This window comes from Rhodococcus artemisiae, assembly GCF_036327795.1.
Lineage (GTDB): Bacteria > Actinomycetota > Actinomycetes > Mycobacteriales > Mycobacteriaceae > Rhodococcus > Rhodococcus artemisiae.
In genome coordinates this window covers 458,956-475,195 of record NZ_JAUTXY010000002.1, presented here as the reverse complement: position 1 = coordinate 475,195, position 16,240 = coordinate 458,956, and the positions used below count along the sequence as shown (strand labels likewise).

The window sequence follows — 16,240 nt, the reverse complement described above, 5'->3', positions numbered from 1 at the left end:
CAGAATACGGTTCTGAGATTAGCACGCGCCGCCGAGGGCAATGACAACCTTTCCGACCGCAGCCCGGTCGTTCAAGCTCGTCAGCGCCCCGGCAACGTCGTCCAAGCCGAACACCTGCGACACCAGTGGTCTCATCCCATCCGACACGAGCGCGGCAAGGGCCTGCTGTGCGCGCGCCGGTGCGTCCGGATGCCGCTGCGCGAGGGTACGCAACTCGACTCCCCGTATCGTAAGATCCTTCAACAGAACGAGATTCAACGGTATTCGCGGAATCTCACCGGTTGCATACCCCACTGTGACGAACGTGCCGCCGGGGGCCAACGCCCGCAGCGCCGGTTCCGCATACCTACCGCCGACCGGGTCGATCACGACCTGCGCGCCACCACCGGTGATCTCCTTGATGCGCGCCTTGAGGTCTTGCAAATCGTAGGAAACTCCGACCTCCGCGCCCAGCGTCGCCACCGCAGCCAGCCGCTCCTCTGATGACGCGCAGGCAATCACCCTGGCACCGAGTCGGCGTGCGACGTCGACCGCTGCAGTGCCCACTCCCCCGGCGGCGCCGAGCACTACCACCCAGTCGCCGGCCCTCATCCCGCCGAAGGTCACCAAGGCGTGATACGCCGTGGTGTAGGTGACGCGGAAGGCCGCCGCAGAAATCCAGTCGAGGCCGTCGGGTTTGGGAGTGAGCGCACCTTCGGGCACACAGATCAGTTCTGCGAAGGCTCCGGTCATCGCCGAACCCATGACGGCGTCGCCCGGTTCGACCGACCGGACGTCCACTCCCGCCGACCGCACGACTCCGGCGAACTCGCTACCCGGAGTGAACGGGGTGGGAACGGACACCTGGTACTTGTCGGCAACAGTCAGGACATCAGGAAAATTGACGGCCGCAGCGCGAATCTCGACCAGCACTTCGCCCGCCCCGGGGGTTGGATCCGGCACGTCCCAAACCGTCACCACATCCGGTGAGCCGTACCTGTCACATCGTGCTGCTCGCATCGGTTACGCATCTCCTGACACCTGAGATTGTCGGGGCACCGGGGATTCTCGGTGCGTCAGTACAGTCCGCCATCCACACGCACGAACGATGATGTGGTGTAGCTCGATGCGGGGCTGGCCAGATACAGAGCGGTGGTGACGATCTCCTCCGGATTCCCCGGCCGTCCGACCGCACTGCGGGTGGAACGGCGCGACTCCTCGGGCCAGGCGTCGGAAATATCGGTGAGGAACGGACCCGCAGAGATTGTGTTGACCCTGACCTCGGGGCCGAACTCACGCGCGAACACACCAGTCAGCGCATTCAGAGCCGCCTTCGCTCCGGCGTAGGGGCCGAACTTCGGGGCGGGGAAAATCGCGCCGGACGACGACACATTGATGATCGAGCCGCCGTCACCTTCGGCCATCCGTTCACCGATCCGGGCGCTGAGCCGGAACGGTCCCTTGAAGTTCACGTCGATGACCTTGTCGAACAACGCCTCGGTAGTCTCTGCGGAAGACGGCGCGACCGGCGACATCCCCGCGTTGTTGACGAGAATGTCGACCTTGCCGAAGGTCCCGTAGATAGACTCGATCAGCGCATCGATATCGCTCCATTTTCCGACATGGCACGCGACGGGCAGCGCCTTGCGCCCGAGCGCCTCAACTTCCTTCCCCACCTCGGTGCACGCGTCGATCTTGCGGCTGGTGATCACCACGTCGGCTCCGGCGCGCGCGAAGGCCAACACCATCTGGCGCCCGAGCCCACGACTACCTCCGGTCACCAGGGCAACCTTTCCTGTCAGGTCGAACAGGTTGTCGGTCATGCGATTCCGTACTCCCCGAGAACGTCGGCGTGCTTGGCCTTGGCAGCCGCGAGCCGGGTGGGGATGTGCTCAGTGGGGAACAAGGTCGGGGCGGGCTCGTAGTTCTTCAGCACGCCGCGGGCGACGGCAACCTTGTGCACCTCGGTCGGTCCGTCGGCAAGGCCGAGCGACAAGCAGCCCGACCACATATCGTGCAACGGCAACTCGACGGTGACACCGAGGGAGCCATGCACCTGGATCGCCCGGTGGACGATGTCGTGGTAGATCTTCGCCATCGCCACCTTGCACATCGCGATGTGGGTGCGAGCGGCGCCGTGCGGCTGGGTGTCGATGATCCACGCGGTCATCAGAACGAGCAGGCGGAACTGTTCGAGTTCGATGGCAGAGTCCGCGATGAACTGTTGAACGAGCTGCTTTTTCGCAAGGGCCTCGCCCTGTGTGGTTCGCGACAGTGCTCGCTCGGCCATCATGTCGAAGGCGCGCTGGCATTTGCCGACCGTGCGCATCGCGTGGTGCACTCGCCCACCGCCGAGGCGAGCCTGCGCAACCTCGAACCCTTGACCCGGGCCGCCGAGGATGGCGTCCGCAGGCACACGCACGTCGTTGTACCGGATGTACGCGTGGGTACCCTCGTCGAGTTCCTCGCGATCGCCCATCACGGCGACGTTGCGGATGATCTCGACACCGGGCGTCTCGGCCGGGACGACGAACATCGACATCCGTCGGTACGGCGAGGCCTCGGGATCCGTGACGGCCATGACGATCAGGAACGACGCGTACCGTGCGTTCGACGAGAACCACTTCTCGCCGCTGATCACCCATTCGTCGCCGTCTTTACGCGCCGAGCAGATGAACTCCTTGGGGTCTGCGCCCGCCTGGGGTTCGGTCATCGAGAAGGTCGAGACGATGTCGCCGTCCAGCAGCGGCTGCAGGTAGCTGGCCTTCTGCTCATCGGTGCCGAACATCGCCAGGATCTCGGCGTTTCCGGTGTCAGGAGCGGCCGTGCCGAAGACCGTCGGTGCCCACATCGAGCGACCGAGAATCTCGTTGAGCAGCGCAAGCTTGAGCTGTCCGTACCCCTGACCACCGAGCTCGGGGCCAAGGTGGCACGCCCATAGACCCTGCTCCTTGACGCGCTCCTGCAGTGGCTCGAGTATCGCTCGGGCTGCCTTGTTCTCCGTGTTGTACGGCTGGCCGAGGTGCGGAAAGAGCAGATCGAGCGGCTCGCACTCCTCACGGACGAAGGTTTCGACCCAGTCGAGCTTCTCCTGAAATTCCGGATCGGTCTGGAAATCCCACATAGTCGTTCCTTACGTGAAGTTCGTGGTGCGGTCTGGTGTGCCGGTCTGGCTGTCAGCCGCCGACGAGAGCGAGCGCCTCGCGGAGGAGGTCTGGCAGTGCCGGCTCCATCCGCTCGAAGGAGGGGTTCATCGTGTTGTGCTTGCGCGCACGCTTGATCAGCAGCGCGGTCGCGGCGGCTTCCTTGTAACGCGTGAGTGCGTCGAACCATTCGATATCAGGAATCGTCGCGCCGAACGAGGCTTCGTACTCCCGGACGACCTCGGCGATCGTCGGTGCGCCACAGGGCTCATCGTTGGGGCGTGCCGGATGTCGGGCTTCGTCGGTGAAGTATGTCAACCATGTCAGGTCGATGCGGGGATCGCCGACCGACCAGATCTCCCAGTCGATGATCGACGTGACCCGCGCGCCGTCACACAGGGTATTGCCGAGACGGAAGTCCCCGTGATTCACGACCGGTGCCATCGACTTCGGGATCGTCGCGTGCAGAGCCTTCGCACATGTCTCGTAGTCGCCGCTCAGATCCTCGGGAACCGTGGTGAATGCCTTTGTCCATCGGTCGATCTCGTTCTCGATGCTCACCACCGGTTCGTCGCCGAGACCTACCTCGACTGGGACGACATGGTGCAGATTGCCGAGCATGCGGGCGGCATCGAGGAATCGCGTGCGTGTCTGCTCCCGGAACGCGTCGCTGCGCTCGTCGGCGAGCAGAGGTTCGACGCATTCTCCCGGCACGAACGCCATGGCCACGAACGGCGGCGCCTCCTTTGATTGGCTCGGGCCGCAAAAGTAGACTTCCGGCACCTTGACGCCGCGTGCACCGTGCAGCGCGTTCATCAGGCGTCCCTGCCGCAGCACGTCGCGGTTGCGGACTGGCTCGAGCCCGGGAGGTGCAACCTTGAGGACCATCTGCTGCTCGCCCGCAGCCGACGAGGCATCTGAGATGAAGGTGAGGCTCGAAGAACCGCCGGCGAGTGGACGTACGTCTGTGACCAAGAGGCCTTCACGCCATTCTTGTCCGGCGCGCGTGGCGCGTACGGCCAGGTCGGCGCGGAGTTGTTCGTCGTCGATGAGCGTCACGCGATGGGGCCCTTCCACTGAAGACTTCCCGGCAAAGTTCTGCTCGGGTACAAAACTCAGATTGCTATTCTGAGAATAGTATTCTGACTTTTCTGCTGCTGTCAACCTCGCCCCTCGACATGACGGAAAGGTGCCTGTCGGACACAGTCCACAGCAATGACGAAGGCAGGGAAGGGAGTTTCCCCATTCCCTGCCACGTCCAGTGCATGCGGGTATCGAGTCACGTTGTCCGCGCAGCGATGTCTCGGCCGATGATTTCCTTCATGACCTCGGTAGTGCCGCCGTAGAGTGTTTGGACACGGCTGTCGACGAACGCGCGTCCGATGGGGTACTCCATCATGTATCCGTAGCCGCCGTGCAATTGGACGCACCTGTCTACGACGCGTTTCTGTAGTTCGCTGGCCCACCACTTGGCTTTCGCGGCATCGACGGCAGTCAGTTCGTCGGCATTGAGCGCGAGAACGCACTGGTCGATGTGCGATCGGGCCACCTCGATTTCGGTGAGCATCTCGGCGAGCGCGAAGCGGGTGTTCTGGAGGTCTCCGACGGGTTTGCCGAATGCCTTGCGCTCGAACACGTACTCACGCGTCCACTCGTAGGCCGCGCGTGCTGCGGCGATCGCGGCGACAGCGATCGAGATGCGTTCGAGAGGAAGGTGTTCCATCAAATGGAAGAAGCCCCTGCCCTCAGTGCCGAGCAGGTTCACATCCGGCACCCGCACATCCTCGAAGGCCAGTTCAGCGGTGTCCTGTGCCGCGAGGCCGACCTTGTGCAGTTTGCGCCCTCGACTGAATCCGGGCGTATCGCGCTCGACAACCAACAGGGAGAATCCACGGGAACCGGCGCCCGGATTGGTGCGGGCCACGACGATCACCACATCGGAATGAATACCGTTGGTGATGAAGGTCTTCTGCCCATTGAGGACCCAGTGGTCGCCATCTCGGACCGCAGAGGTCTTGATGCCCTGCAGATCCGAGCCCGTGCCGGGTTCCGTCATAGCGATGGCTCCGATGAGGTCACCGGCAGCCATGCGGGGCAACCAACGACGCTGCTGCTCATCGGTGCCCAGATCGATGATGTACGGGAGTGCAACGTCGTCCTGCAGGCTGATTCCCGATCCGAAGGAGGTCGTGCCGGTGCGGGCGATCTCCTCTGCGGTGACATAGCGGAATCGGCAATCCGAGACGCCCGAGCCACCGAACTCCTCCGGCACAGCCAGGCCGATGATGCCGGATTTGCCGGCCGCAAGCCAGGCAGAACGATCGACCAACCGATCGTCCTCTCAGCGTTCGTAGTGTGGCTCGACCTCACGAGCCAGGAACTCGCGGACCGTGTGACGGTACGCTTCGTGATCGCCTTCGAAGAATGTGCGCTGCATAGGTGAACTTTCGAGAGGATGTGTGAATCGAATGACGGTGGATGAGCAAGGCAGTGCGCGTCGCCCTTGGCGTACGTCGATGGCAGTGCTGGAACGTCATGCCATCACGCGCTTTCCAACTTCCGTCCCATCGCACCGATGAGTGCTTGTAATCCTTTGTACGGTCGCACCATGACAGTAAATTCGACGATGCGGTCGTCGGCGTCCCACCGGACGATGTCGACGCCCTCGACCGTCAGGCCGTCGACGACGGCGGTGAACATCAGGACAGCGGAACTCTCGTCGTGCCACTCGTGCCAGTAGTCGAGGCCGGGTCCGAAGACTTGGATCGCGGCCCACAGGTAGGAGAAGGTGCGGTCTGTGCCTTCCTGAGGAGTATGAACCGCCGGCGATCGAAATACGACGCCAGGAGCAAGGAGGGCCTGCAGCACGTCAGGATCGGGCCGTTCCATGAGGGCATGCCATGCACGGATCACGTGGGGCCTGTCCAGAGGCTGCATATGGATCACTCCTTCCGCTGGGCGGGCCTCAGCGGCGTCGCAGCTGCTTGTGGCGAATCGACCGGGGTTCGAAGGCAAGGTCTCCTCGGGAGATGGTCGTGCCGGGCGAGGCGATCTCGTCGATACGATCGAGGACATCTTCGGACAGAACAATTTCTGCTGCGGGAAGCTGGCTTTCGAGCTGATCGAGAGTACGGGGACCGAGGATCACCGAGCTGACCGCGGGGTGTGCCATGGCGAAGGCAATCGATAAGCCGATGAGGTCGGTACCGGCGTCGCTCGCAACCTTCTCGAGGTTGTCGAGCGCTTCGAGCTTGCGTCGCGCGCCCGGCGAGTCCATGCGCCACGCTCCGCGGGGAACACGCGCGAACCGGGAGTCGGCGGCCGGGTCCTCATCGGGCCGGTACTTGCCGGTCAACCACCCGCCGTTGAGTGGGCTCCACACCAGAGTGCCCATGCCGTAGCGCTGAGCCGTCGGAAAGACGTCACGTTCGGCACCGCGTACGAAGATCGAGTACGGGGGCTGTTCTGTGTGCAGCGGGACGTGCCCGCGCCGCTCCGCCACCCACTGAGCCTCGACGACGGCTTCCGCCGGGAAAGTCGACGATCCGATCATGCGCACTTTTCCGGACCGGACAAGATCCGAGAATGCGGAAAGGGTTTCGTCGAGATCAGTGTTCTCGTCGAGCCTGTGGATCTGGTAGAGGTCGATGTGTTCGACCTTCAGCCGCCGCAGACTGTCCTCGCACGCCTGAATGATCCAGCGCCGCGAAGCTCCACAACGGTTACGGTCGCGCCCCATCGGGTTGTAGAACTTCGTCGCGAGCACGACGTCGTCGCGGCGTCCGGCTATCGCCGCGCCGACGATCTCCTCGGACTGGCCCTGCGAGTAGACGTCCGCAGTGTCGATCATATTGATGCCGGCATCGAGCGCACGGTGCACGATCGCGGTGCACTCGTCGGCGTCCGTGTTTCCCATCGAGCCCAAAGACATGGCTCCCAACGACAACGCGGATACCTGCACACCGCTGCGGCCCAGATAGCGATACTCCACGAGCCCTCCTTCTGGATATCAACCGTTCTATGCAATACAACGTAGTTATACAATTTGCCTATGTCTATCCTCGTCACCGCCGAAACCGTGGCCGGCATCCCCCGCCCGCCCGTGCGGCGCATCCTCACGCTCGAGAACATCGGCGACGACACGTTCCAGGGCATGTCCAACATCGCAGCACCACGTATCTACGGTGGTCAGGCGCTCGGGCAATCCCTGGTCGCAGCAGGCCTCACGGTCGACTCCGACCGGCAAGTGCACTCGCTACACGGTCACTTCATCCATCCCGGACGTTCGGACGTACCCGTGGAATACTGCGTCGAGCAATTACGAGACGGGGGTAGTTTCACCACGCGTCACATACGCGCCGTGCAGGAGGGCCGCACGATCTTCGTTGCCACCGCATCGTTCCAGCGTCCCGAAGCAGGCCTCGAGCACCAGCAACCGGCGAGCGAGCCCGCGATACCGCCGGAGCAGATTTCGCGGTTCGAGGACAGCATGAATCCTCAGGAGTTGAGCGAAGCCGGTTGGCTCCTCCCACTCCTCTCCAACATCGGAGTGGAGTTCCGCTTTCCCGAGGAGTATCCACGGTTGGCGAATCGTCGTGGTGAGGCTCGTCCACCCAGGCAACGCGCGTGGGTTCGAACTCCCGAGACACTCGGTGACGACGCACTGATCCAAGCCGCAGGCTTCGCGTACTGCTCGGATCTGTTCCTGCTGTCTGCGGCACTGCCTCCGCACGGTCGGCACATCGATTCACCCGGCCTGCAATTGGCGAGCCTCGACCACACCGTCTGGTTTCACACCCCGTTCCGCGCCGACGAGTGGCACCTGTACGAGCAGGAAGGATCGTGGATGGGCAACAGTCGAGGGCTGTCGCGGGGACACCTGTTCGACCGGGCGGGCAGGCTCGTGGCCAGCACAGCGCAAGAGGGACTACTCCGCTTCCGGTCCTGAACTGCACTCGTCGGAAACGCACGCCGATACAGGTCGGCGTGCGTTTTTCGTACCCGCCCGCAAATCGTTACTGCAGCAAAGGAAAGAAAATAGCGTAACAATCTTTGTTCAACTTGTGGACGTAGTAAACTTCGTTAGTTATAAAGGTCACACCCCCGTTCGCCGTCTCCTTTCGAAAGGTCTGAAGTGAACGCTGCTCCACTCAGTTCCACCGCCCCCCTACACGGTCTCACCGTGATCGATTTGTCCCTCACCACTCCCGGTGCGTACGCAAGCGTCTTCCTCGCCGATGCCGGCGCAGACGTGATCATGATCGAGTCGCCGGACGGCAACCCGATGCGTAAGCACACCGGCTGGCCGGCGCTGGCCCGCGGCAAGAAGAGCGTGACCCTCGACCTGCACTCGGACACCGGAGTCGCGGCACTTCACGATCTCCTGCGCGGCGCCGACGTCCTCATCACCACGTCGCGTCCGAGTGCACTCGAACGGCTGGGCCTGGCTGCCTCACATCTCACCGAGCTCAACCCCCGCCTGGTCAGCGCGTCCATCACCGGGTGGGGAACCACCGGCCCCTGGGCGAACGACAAAGGTTACGAAGCCTTGGTGCTCGCCCGAATGGGCGTGTTCCACGGCAAGGCACGGATGTCCGAGCGTCCCGGCCCGTCATTCACATCCACACCGTGGGCTTCGTGGGGCGCAGCGCATACTGCGGTCCAAGGAATCCTCTCCGCACTGTACGAGCGCGAGTCGAGCGGTGCCGGCCAGCATGTCGAAGCCGACCTGCTGCGCGGTGCCGCGTCGATGGACACCTACAACTGGTTCTTCGAACTCGTCTGTGCCCGGTGGCCCGACGCCTACCAGGCGATGTACGCGTTCGACGAGGAGGGTCGTCCGGCTGCGCCTCTGATCTACCCGTTACTCGTTGCGCAGACCAAGGACGGTCACTGGCTACAGTTCGCGCAGACCGAGCCTCGCCTGTTCTTCGCCATGATGACCGAGTTCGGTCTCGCCCACGTCTTCTCCGACCCGTACTGGCAGGGCCTCCCTCTCTTCGAAGACGTCGAACGCCGCGTGGAACTACGCGACATCATGCTCGAGAAGGTGCGCGAGCGGACCCTTGCCGAATGGCAGCAGGTCTTCGACATGAACCCGGATGTGACCGCCGAGATCTTCAACGATCCCGTGGCCGCGCTCGATCACCCGCAGCTTCAGCACGATGGCCGAGTCGTCACGATCGTCGATCCCGAGCGCGGTCCGGTTCGCCAGCCGTCGACTCTCGTCCATGTCGACGGCAAACCGCTCACCGAGTTGCATCCGGCTCCGCGCCTCGGTGCCGACACCGACGAAGTACTCGCCTCTCTCGCCGCTGGTTCGACCGCTACACCGAAGACGGATGCGCCGGCCGGGGATCTACCCCTTGCCGGCGTGACGATCCTTGAGCTCGGGTCGATGTTTGCCGCACCCTACGGCGCAACGGTGCTCAGCGATCTCGGTGCTCGGGTCATCAAGATCGAGCCGCTCGCCGGTGATTCGATGCGTAACCTTGTCGCCTTCCCTGAAGCAGGTGGGGCAAAGGTGTTGCAGGGCAAAGAGTCTGTCGCACTCAATATCAACACACCGGAAGGTCTCGCGATCGTCCACGAGATCGCCAAGAGGTCCGACATCGTGCTGCAGAGCTACCGCGCGGGCGCTGCGAAACGCATCGGTGTCGACGCCGCGACACTCAAGGGCCTCAACCCGGATCTGGTGTACCTCAACGCTCCCGGGTACGGCACGGAAGGCCCCTACGGTGGACGGCCCGCGTACGCACCTTCTGTCGGAGCCGCCTCCGGTCTGACCATGAGCGACCTCGGTGGCCTCGACCTCACCGGCAGAGATCTCGACGAGATCAAGAGCATCGCACTTCGTCGCCATACCGCGGGTGCCAATCCTTCCGTCCAGGCGGACGGTGTCGCCGCGCTCGGTGTCGGGTCGGCGATGCTGCTCGGGCTGCTTGCCCGTGCCCGGGGCCATGCGCTGGGCGACATGACCGCCACCATGCTGTCCTCCGCGACCTATGCGCTCATGGACCGCAACGCCGACTATGAGAACCGTCCGGAGCCGCCCGCCTCCGACGCAGGGCTCTACGGACTCGATGCTCTGTACCGCCTGTATGAGGCATCGGACGGCTGGGTCTTCCTCGCTGCACCGCAGGAGTCGGAGTGGAACAACCTCGTCGAGTCCCTCGCGCCGTACACCGATCTTGCGGTCGAGAAGTTTTCGACTCCGGATCTGCGTACCGCCAATGATGCCGAGCTGGCCGAGACGATCGCGACCGTGCTGCGCACACGTTCCAAGGTCGAGTGGGAGAAGGATCTCAACGCCAAGGACGTCGGTTGCGTCGCGGTGACCGAAAGGACCTCCGAGATCGAGCTGCAGGACGACGTGTACTTCGAAGCCGGCTACAGCGTGCTTGCCGACAGCCCCGTCTTCGACGAGCACCGTCGTCTCGCGCCGTTGACCCGGTTCTCCCGCTCGGGAGTGAAAGCCGACGCCGGGTGCATGATCGGTGAGCACACCGACTCGGTCCTCTCCGAGATCGGGATCAGCCCCGAACGCATATCCGAGTTGCGGGAAAAGGACATCGTCTGCTGACCGATCCGAATCCGGTTACAGGGCGAGGCCGGTGTCCCCTTCGGGACACCGGCCTCGCCGTCTCTTGACAGTCAGTTCGATCGGCCCGTCAGGACAGCCGGTCGAACACCTCGCTTACGGCACGGTCGCGAAGCACCTCGGGGCGTCCGATCCATGCCTCATTGGCGGCTGCACGACGCAGGAGGAGATGAGCGGGATGCTCCCACGTGAAGCCGATACCGCCATGGATCTGGATGCAGTCCTCTGCGGCGGATACCGCGGTGCTGAGCGCAGCTGCGGTGGCAAGGTTCGACGACGTCACAGCATCGGGACCGGCCTCGTCGCAATCTGCAGCCGACAAGACCTGACCTCGGGCGCCTTCCGCACCGACCAGAAGGTAAGCACAACGGTGGGAGATGGCCTGGTACGAACCGATCGGCTGCCCGAACTGCTCGCGCTGCCCTGCCCAGTCCACTGCCATCGCCAACGCCCGGTTTGCGACCCCGACCGAGTCCGCCGCGACGAGCAGCTGAGCGACGCGGCGAGCCCGGACGAGCGCGTCGTCGACATTCTGGCCGGAACCGAGTACCGTGGCTGGCGCCCCATCCGCGGTGACGATACCCACGGTCGCAGTCAGGTCAACCGAATTCTGCACGGTGACGGTGACATCTTCGGGCTGCACCGACACGAGGACACGATCGCCTGTCGCGGCATCGGTTGCGAGGAGCACGAGCACGTCGGCAACCGGTGCACCCGCCATGCGCTCGACCCGGCCCGTCAACCGGCCGCCGTCGAGTACGGGCAGACCTGAATCGAGAACCCAGCCCCTGTCGTCGATGGGAACAACGAACGCCGCGGTCGCTCCAGACGCCACCGTGCGGGCCGGCTCGTCTGCACCGGCTGCGACGAGCACCTCGAGTGCGATCGCGGTCGGTACAAGCGGCACCGGAGAGAGATGGTACGCAGCCTCTTCGACGGCCGCACACAGCAACCGCAACGGTTGGCCGCCGCCACCGAGGGATTCCGGCGCGGTCAGACCCGGCAGACCGAACTTCACAAGTTCGTCCCACAGGCCGATGTCGTAGTCGCCGGGCGTGGACTCTCGCGCACGCAGCTTCTCGGTGTCCACGTACGACGACACGAGGTCTCCGAGTACTTCGCGAAGCGCCGCCTCGTCCGCTTCGGGAGCGGTGAGCGGGCGGCCTGGTGCGACCACTGGGTTTCGGCGGCCCTCGCCACGATGCGACGGTAGGCCCAGCACGTTCTCCGCAATGGTGTTGCGCTGGATCTCGGCGGTACCCGCACCGATCGTCGCAGCGCGGGACATCACGTATCCGTACGTCCATCGTCCCTTTTCGACAACACCTTCGGATCGTGTGTTCAGCAACGCTCCCGAACCGGTCAGGCGCAGTGCGAGTCGGTGCAAATGCTGCTCGAATTCGGACTTGACCAGCCGGTTGACCGAAGCCACTCCACCTGGATCCTCGTTGCGTAGCACAGCGTCAAGTGCTCGGGCACTGTTGGCGGCGATCGCGCGGACGTTGGTTTCCACCTTCGCGAGTTCCTGGCGTATCAGTGGATCGTTTGCGTAACCCTGTTCCGCGGCGAGGCGGAATACCTTGTCGACCGTTCCGCGGTAACGAAATTCGTCGGCGAGAAACGCGGTGGCCCGCTCATGGCCGAGCGAGGTTCGCATGATCGACCAGCCTCCGCCTTCGTCGCCGAGCCGGTTGGCGACGGGCACCTCGACGTCGTCGAAGAAGACCTCTGCGAAGTGGTGGCCACCCGCAGCGTCGCGCAGAGGACGTACCTCGATGCCGGGCGAATTCATCGGGATCAGCAGATAGGTGATACCAGACGTACCTCGGCCGGGGGCGCCGGTACGCACCAACGCGAAGATCCAATCGGCCTTGTCGGCCATGGTGGTCCAGATCTTCTGTCCGGTCACCCTATAGACATCACCGTCGCGCACGGCGCGGGTCGACAACGACGCGAGGTCGCTACCGGCGCCCGGTTCCGAGAAACCCTGGCACCAGAATTCGTCGGCGCGCAGCAGCGGCTCGAGGAACCGACCCTTCTGTTCCTGTGTGCCGTGCACGATGATCGTCGGCGCAACGATGAACGAGAGGCCACACGGATGTTTCGGCGCACCGGCCAGGGTGGTCATCCGGTAGTAGTCGAGCTGGTCCTCGAGCGAGAGCTCCATACCGCCGACTTCGCGGGGCCAGCCCGGCGCTGCGAGACCCGCGTCGACGAGTTCGGACTGCCAAGCCTTGGCAGCCTCGAAACGCTCACGGGACGTTGCCGGCCGCGGACGCTTCCGGTAGTCGTCGAGCAGTGCGGCCAGGCTGTCGCGCCAGTCGCCGGTCGTCGCTTCGAGTACCGCCGTGGTGTTCTGTTCCACCGCGCCACCTCCCATGATCTAGAACTTGGATTGTGTATGAATCAAGACTTTTCGGAGCGACGCTTGCTGAACCGCGCGCCGATATCAGCGCCGTCGGAACGATGCGTCGCGCTTGCTTCGGCCTCGAGACCGAGTGCATGCGCAAGCGAGGCTCCCGCACCTTCCTTGAGCAGGCGAAGCATCCGCTGCACTGCACCGGGATGCCCGTCGGCGATCTTGCGGGCGATCTCGAGCGTGCGAGGCATGAGCTCGTCGTGCTCGACAACCTCGTTTGCGAGGCCGATCCGTGCGGCGACGTCTCCGTTGATTGGCTCACCACTGAGAATGAACTGAATCGCGGCGGGCAGCCCCACCATGCGCGGCAACATGGCGCTGCCGCCCCAGCCGTTGAGAAGCCCGATCTGGGCGTGAGTATCGGCAAATTCGGCGTGATCGGACGCGATGATGAAAGAACAGTTCACGGCCAGTTCGTAGCCACCGGTGTAGCACGGTCCGTTCACTGCAGCGATCACCGGCTTGGAAATACCGCGCAACACCTGTGTCGGCGTCACTCCCTCCGTCCGGGGTGGTGGGCCGGACAACGCCTCGGGCAAGTCCACACCGGAGGAGAACGACGTGCCAGCCCCGGTGATCACCACGACACGCACGTCGTCGTCGCCGTCGGCGCGCCACAATTCCTTCTTCAGAGCCTTGCGCATCGTCCGGTTGATGGCGTTACGCCGGTCGGGCCTGTTGAGTGTGAGGATCGTGACCGGCCCGTCCTTGGTGACGAGCAGCGGAGATTCCGCTTGGGTCGCGGCGTCGCGTGCGTCGGTCTCAGTCATAGCGCGCTCCTCAAGACACAGAAACGGAGTCGGTGATCTTGTGAGTCAAGGAGAGCAGTTTCTCCTCGGCGTCCCAAGCGATGCGGCCGACGAGTTCGCCGGCCGGCGGGATGTCGCGAATCAGGCCCTGCGCCACACCCACGGTCCAGATTCCAGCTTCGGGATCACCGTTCTCGTAAACTTTGCGGCCACGGGTGCCGGCGACGAGATCCTTGACGTCCTTGAAGCGGCCACCCTTGTTCAGGATGTCGACGACCTCTTCGCTCACCGAGTTCTTCGCCGCGCGCATTGTGTTGCGGAGCTGGCGGAAGATCAGCTGGGTGTCGAGCTCGCTGGCGCTGACGATCTGCTGCTTGATGTTCTCGTGGATCGGGCTCTCCACAGTGCACATGAACCGGGTACCCATGTTGATGCCATCAGCACCGAGTGTGAGCGCCGCAGCGAGGCCCCGGCCGTCTGCGAAACCACCGGAGGCGATGAACGGGATGTCGAGTGCGTCGGCGGAAGCCGGGATCAGTACCAATCCGGGGACGTCGTCCTCACCTGGGTGGCCCGCAGCTTCGAAGCCGTCGATACTGACCGCGTCGGCGCCGATGCGCTGTGCTTTGAGAGCGTGACGAACGCTCGTGCACTTGTGGATCACTTTGATGTCGTGCTCTTTGAAGTGCTCGACATGAACGGTCGGATCGGAGCCTGCGGTCTCGACGATCTTCACGCCGGAGTCGATGATCACCTGCCGGTACTCCGCATACGGAGGCGGGTTGATCGACAGGGTGAGGGTGAGGTTGACGCCGAAGGGCTTGTCGGTAAGCGCGCGGCATCGCTCGATCTCTTCGGCGAGATCCTCGGGGGTGGGCTGGGTCAGCGCTGTGATGATGCCGAGGCCACCACCGTTCGAGACCGCAGCGGCAAGTTCCGCCCGCCCGACCCACATCATCCCGCCCTGCACGATCGGATGTTCGATACCGAATTCTTCGGTGAACCGCGTCCTCAACATTGCCGCTCCTCGGAGTTCGCCGGCGATCCGGCGCCTGATCTCACGGTGAAACACCGTCTTGCGTACATAGATAACATAGTTGACTATGTAGTCTGGATGCAAGGACCAACTGGCGCCTCAGGCGACATGCCCTCCAATCCACCCCATCATCAGAATCGGAGGACCCGTGTCCGAGAGCCTGCTGTTCTCGCCGATCACGCTGCGCGGCATCACATTCCGCAACAGGATCTGGGTAGCGCCGATGGCGCAGTACTCGGCGCCGAAATGCGGAGTGCCCACCGATTGGCATCTCGCCCACCTGGGTGGAATGGCTCGCGGCGGCGCGGGCCTGGTCATGACGGAAGCGACCGCCGTGGAGCCGGTCGGACGTCTCGGAAACGCGGATACCGGAATCTGGAACGATGAGCAGGTCGACGCCTGGCGGCGAATCACCCGGTTCGTTTCCGACATGGGCGCCACTCCCGCGATTCAGCTGGCCCACTCCGGCCGCAAGGGCAGCATCCGCCACCGAGGTACTCCGCTGCCCGCTGAGGAAGGCGGATGGCAGGTCGTCGCGCCGTCGGCGATAGCCTACGAAGGCCTCCCCGAACCGCACGCGCTCACCCGCGACGAGATCGCAACGCTTGTCACCGCCTACGCCGACTCCGCACGTCGCTCGATCGACGCAGGATTCGACGTGGTCGAGATCCACGCCGCGCACGGCTACCTGATCAACGAGTTCCTTTCCCCCTTGGGCAATAGCCGCACCGACGAATACGGTGGGAGTTTCGAGAACCGCTGCCGTTTCCTACTCGAGATCGTCACCGCTGTTCGTGCCGCACTTCCCGACGCCACACCGCTGCTGGTGCGCATCTCCGCCACCGACTGGGCCGACGGCGGCTGGACCCTCGAGGACACCGCCAAGTTGTGCCGCCTGCTCGACGGGACCGGCGTGGACATGATGGACATCTCGAGCGGAGGGATGGTCAAGCACCAGAAGATCACCGTCGGACCCGGCTACCAGGTCCCGTTCGCTCGGATTGCCCGCGAAGCCAGTTCCCTCCCCGTGGTGGCGGTCGGACTGATCACCGAAGCGGTCCAGGCCGAACAGGTACTCGTCGACGGCGCTGCCGATGTCATCATGATGGGCCGGCAATTATTGCGGGAGCCGCATTGGCCCTACCGCGCGGCTGTGGACCTGCGTTCAGAATTGCGTTGGCCCGCCGCATACAGCAGCGCCCGTTACCGGGGAAGCATCCCGTGACACGCCTTCACAAGTAGATTCATCCTGGAAGCGGTCCGTCGGGTACCTTACTAGGTACGCGAAGTTCTAACAGAGCAGGAAGGTGTCCC

The 16,240-nt window shown here is 63.9% G+C and carries 12 protein-coding genes and 1 pseudogene; 3 read left to right on the top strand and 10 right to left on the bottom strand.

Features of this window, described 5'->3' with window-relative positions; translation table 11 throughout:
• Positions 1-18: 18 nt before the first annotated feature.
• The 7 genes and pseudogenes from Q7514_RS06530 to Q7514_RS06500 form a co-directional block, all read right to left on the bottom strand.
• Complete coding sequence (locus Q7514_RS06530; protein ID WP_330132431.1) at positions 19-999, bottom strand: NADPH:quinone oxidoreductase family protein; 981 nt, start codon at positions 997-999, stop codon at positions 19-21.
• 56 nt (positions 1,000-1,055) lie between these two features.
• Positions 1,056-1,802, bottom strand: coding sequence for an SDR family NAD(P)-dependent oxidoreductase (locus Q7514_RS06525; RefSeq protein WP_330132430.1), 747 nt, complete (start codon positions 1,800-1,802; stop codon positions 1,056-1,058).
• Entirely contained in the window at positions 1,799-3,103 is a 1,305-nt protein-coding gene (locus Q7514_RS06520; RefSeq protein WP_330132429.1) for an acyl-CoA dehydrogenase family protein, read from the bottom strand. The genes Q7514_RS06525 and Q7514_RS06520 overlap by 4 nt, the downstream gene beginning before the upstream one ends.
• A 52-nt stretch (positions 3,104-3,155) precedes the next feature.
• On the bottom strand, positions 3,156-4,181 hold the full coding sequence (locus Q7514_RS06515; protein WP_330132428.1) for a phosphotransferase family protein: 1,026 nt from the start codon (positions 4,179-4,181) through the stop codon (positions 3,156-3,158).
• Between the two features lie 220 nt (positions 4,182-4,401).
• Positions 4,402-5,559, bottom strand: a pseudogene (locus tag Q7514_RS06510) (acyl-CoA dehydrogenase family protein).
• A 104-nt stretch (positions 5,560-5,663) separates the two neighbouring features.
• A complete protein-coding gene (locus tag Q7514_RS06505) occupies positions 5,664-6,059 on the bottom strand; it encodes a nuclear transport factor 2 family protein (RefSeq protein ID WP_330132427.1) in 396 nt (131 codons plus the stop codon).
• 28 nt (positions 6,060-6,087) lie between these two features.
• Positions 6,088-7,113, bottom strand: coding sequence for an aldo/keto reductase (locus Q7514_RS06500; protein ID WP_330132426.1), 1,026 nt, complete (start codon positions 7,111-7,113; stop codon positions 6,088-6,090).
• 60 nt (positions 7,114-7,173) lie between these two features.
• On the opposite strand from Q7514_RS06500, the gene Q7514_RS06495 reads away from it, so the two are divergent.
• Both Q7514_RS06495 and Q7514_RS06490 read left to right on the top strand, forming a co-directional pair.
• Positions 7,174-8,070, top strand: a complete 897-nt coding sequence (locus Q7514_RS06495) for an acyl-CoA thioesterase (protein WP_330132425.1) — start codon at positions 7,174-7,176, stop codon at positions 8,068-8,070.
• Positions 8,071-8,256: 186 nt separating this feature from the next.
• Positions 8,257-10,704, top strand: a complete 2,448-nt coding sequence (locus Q7514_RS06490; RefSeq protein WP_330132424.1) for a CaiB/BaiF CoA transferase family protein — start codon at positions 8,257-8,259, stop codon at positions 10,702-10,704.
• Positions 10,705-10,792: 88 nt separating this feature from the next.
• On the opposite strand, the gene Q7514_RS06485 is transcribed toward Q7514_RS06490, so the two are convergent.
• Genes Q7514_RS06485 through Q7514_RS06475 form a run of 3 tightly spaced genes read right to left on the bottom strand, consistent with a single transcriptional unit; the run spans position 10,793 to position 14,908 of the window.
• Positions 10,793-13,102, bottom strand: a complete 2,310-nt coding sequence (locus tag Q7514_RS06485) for an acyl-CoA dehydrogenase family protein (RefSeq protein WP_330132423.1) — start codon at positions 13,100-13,102, stop codon at positions 10,793-10,795.
• Between the two features lie 26 nt (positions 13,103-13,128).
• Complete coding sequence (locus tag Q7514_RS06480) at positions 13,129-13,911, bottom strand: enoyl-CoA hydratase-related protein (RefSeq protein WP_330132422.1); 783 nt, start codon at positions 13,909-13,911, stop codon at positions 13,129-13,131.
• Positions 13,912-13,921: 10 nt separating this feature from the next.
• Positions 13,922-14,908 (bottom strand): NAD(P)H-dependent flavin oxidoreductase, encoded by a 987-nt coding sequence (locus tag Q7514_RS06475; protein WP_330132421.1) that lies wholly within the window; start codon positions 14,906-14,908, stop codon positions 13,922-13,924.
• A gap of 166 nt (positions 14,909-15,074) precedes the next feature.
• Between Q7514_RS06475 and Q7514_RS06470 the strand changes: the two genes are divergently transcribed.
• Positions 15,075-16,151 carry an NADH:flavin oxidoreductase/NADH oxidase gene (locus Q7514_RS06470; protein ID WP_330132420.1) on the top strand — a complete coding sequence of 359 codons (1,077 nt, stop codon included), beginning with the start codon at positions 15,075-15,077 and terminating at the stop codon, positions 16,149-16,151.
• Positions 16,152-16,240: the final 89 nt, after the last annotated feature.

What these genes read in the sequence shown, in the direction of transcription:
- Q7514_RS06520 (WP_330132429.1), bottom strand. Translation starts at nt 3,103, where the DNA reads ATGTGGGATTTCCAGACCGATCCGGAATTTCAGGAGAAGCTCGACTGG.
- Q7514_RS06530 (WP_330132431.1), bottom strand. Translation starts at nt 999, where the DNA reads ATGCGAGCAGCACGATGTGACAGGTACGGCTCACCGGATGTGGTGACG.
- Q7514_RS06485 (WP_330132423.1), bottom strand. Translation starts at nt 13,102, where the DNA reads ATGGGAGGTGGCGCGGTGGAACAGAACACCACGGCGGTACTCGAAGCG.
- Q7514_RS06495 (WP_330132425.1), top strand. Translation starts at nt 7,174, where the DNA reads ATGTCTATCCTCGTCACCGCCGAAACCGTGGCCGGCATCCCCCGCCCG.
- Q7514_RS06475 (WP_330132421.1), bottom strand. Translation starts at nt 14,908, where the DNA reads ATGTTGAGGACGCGGTTCACCGAAGAATTCGGTATCGAACATCCGATC.
- Q7514_RS06480 (WP_330132422.1), bottom strand. Translation starts at nt 13,911, where the DNA reads ATGACTGAGACCGACGCACGCGACGCCGCGACCCAAGCGGAATCTCCG.
- Q7514_RS06505 (WP_330132427.1), bottom strand. Translation starts at nt 6,059, where the DNA reads ATGCAGCCTCTGGACAGGCCCCACGTGATCCGTGCATGGCATGCCCTC.
- Q7514_RS06525 (WP_330132430.1), bottom strand. Translation starts at nt 1,802, where the DNA reads ATGACCGACAACCTGTTCGACCTGACAGGAAAGGTTGCCCTGGTGACC.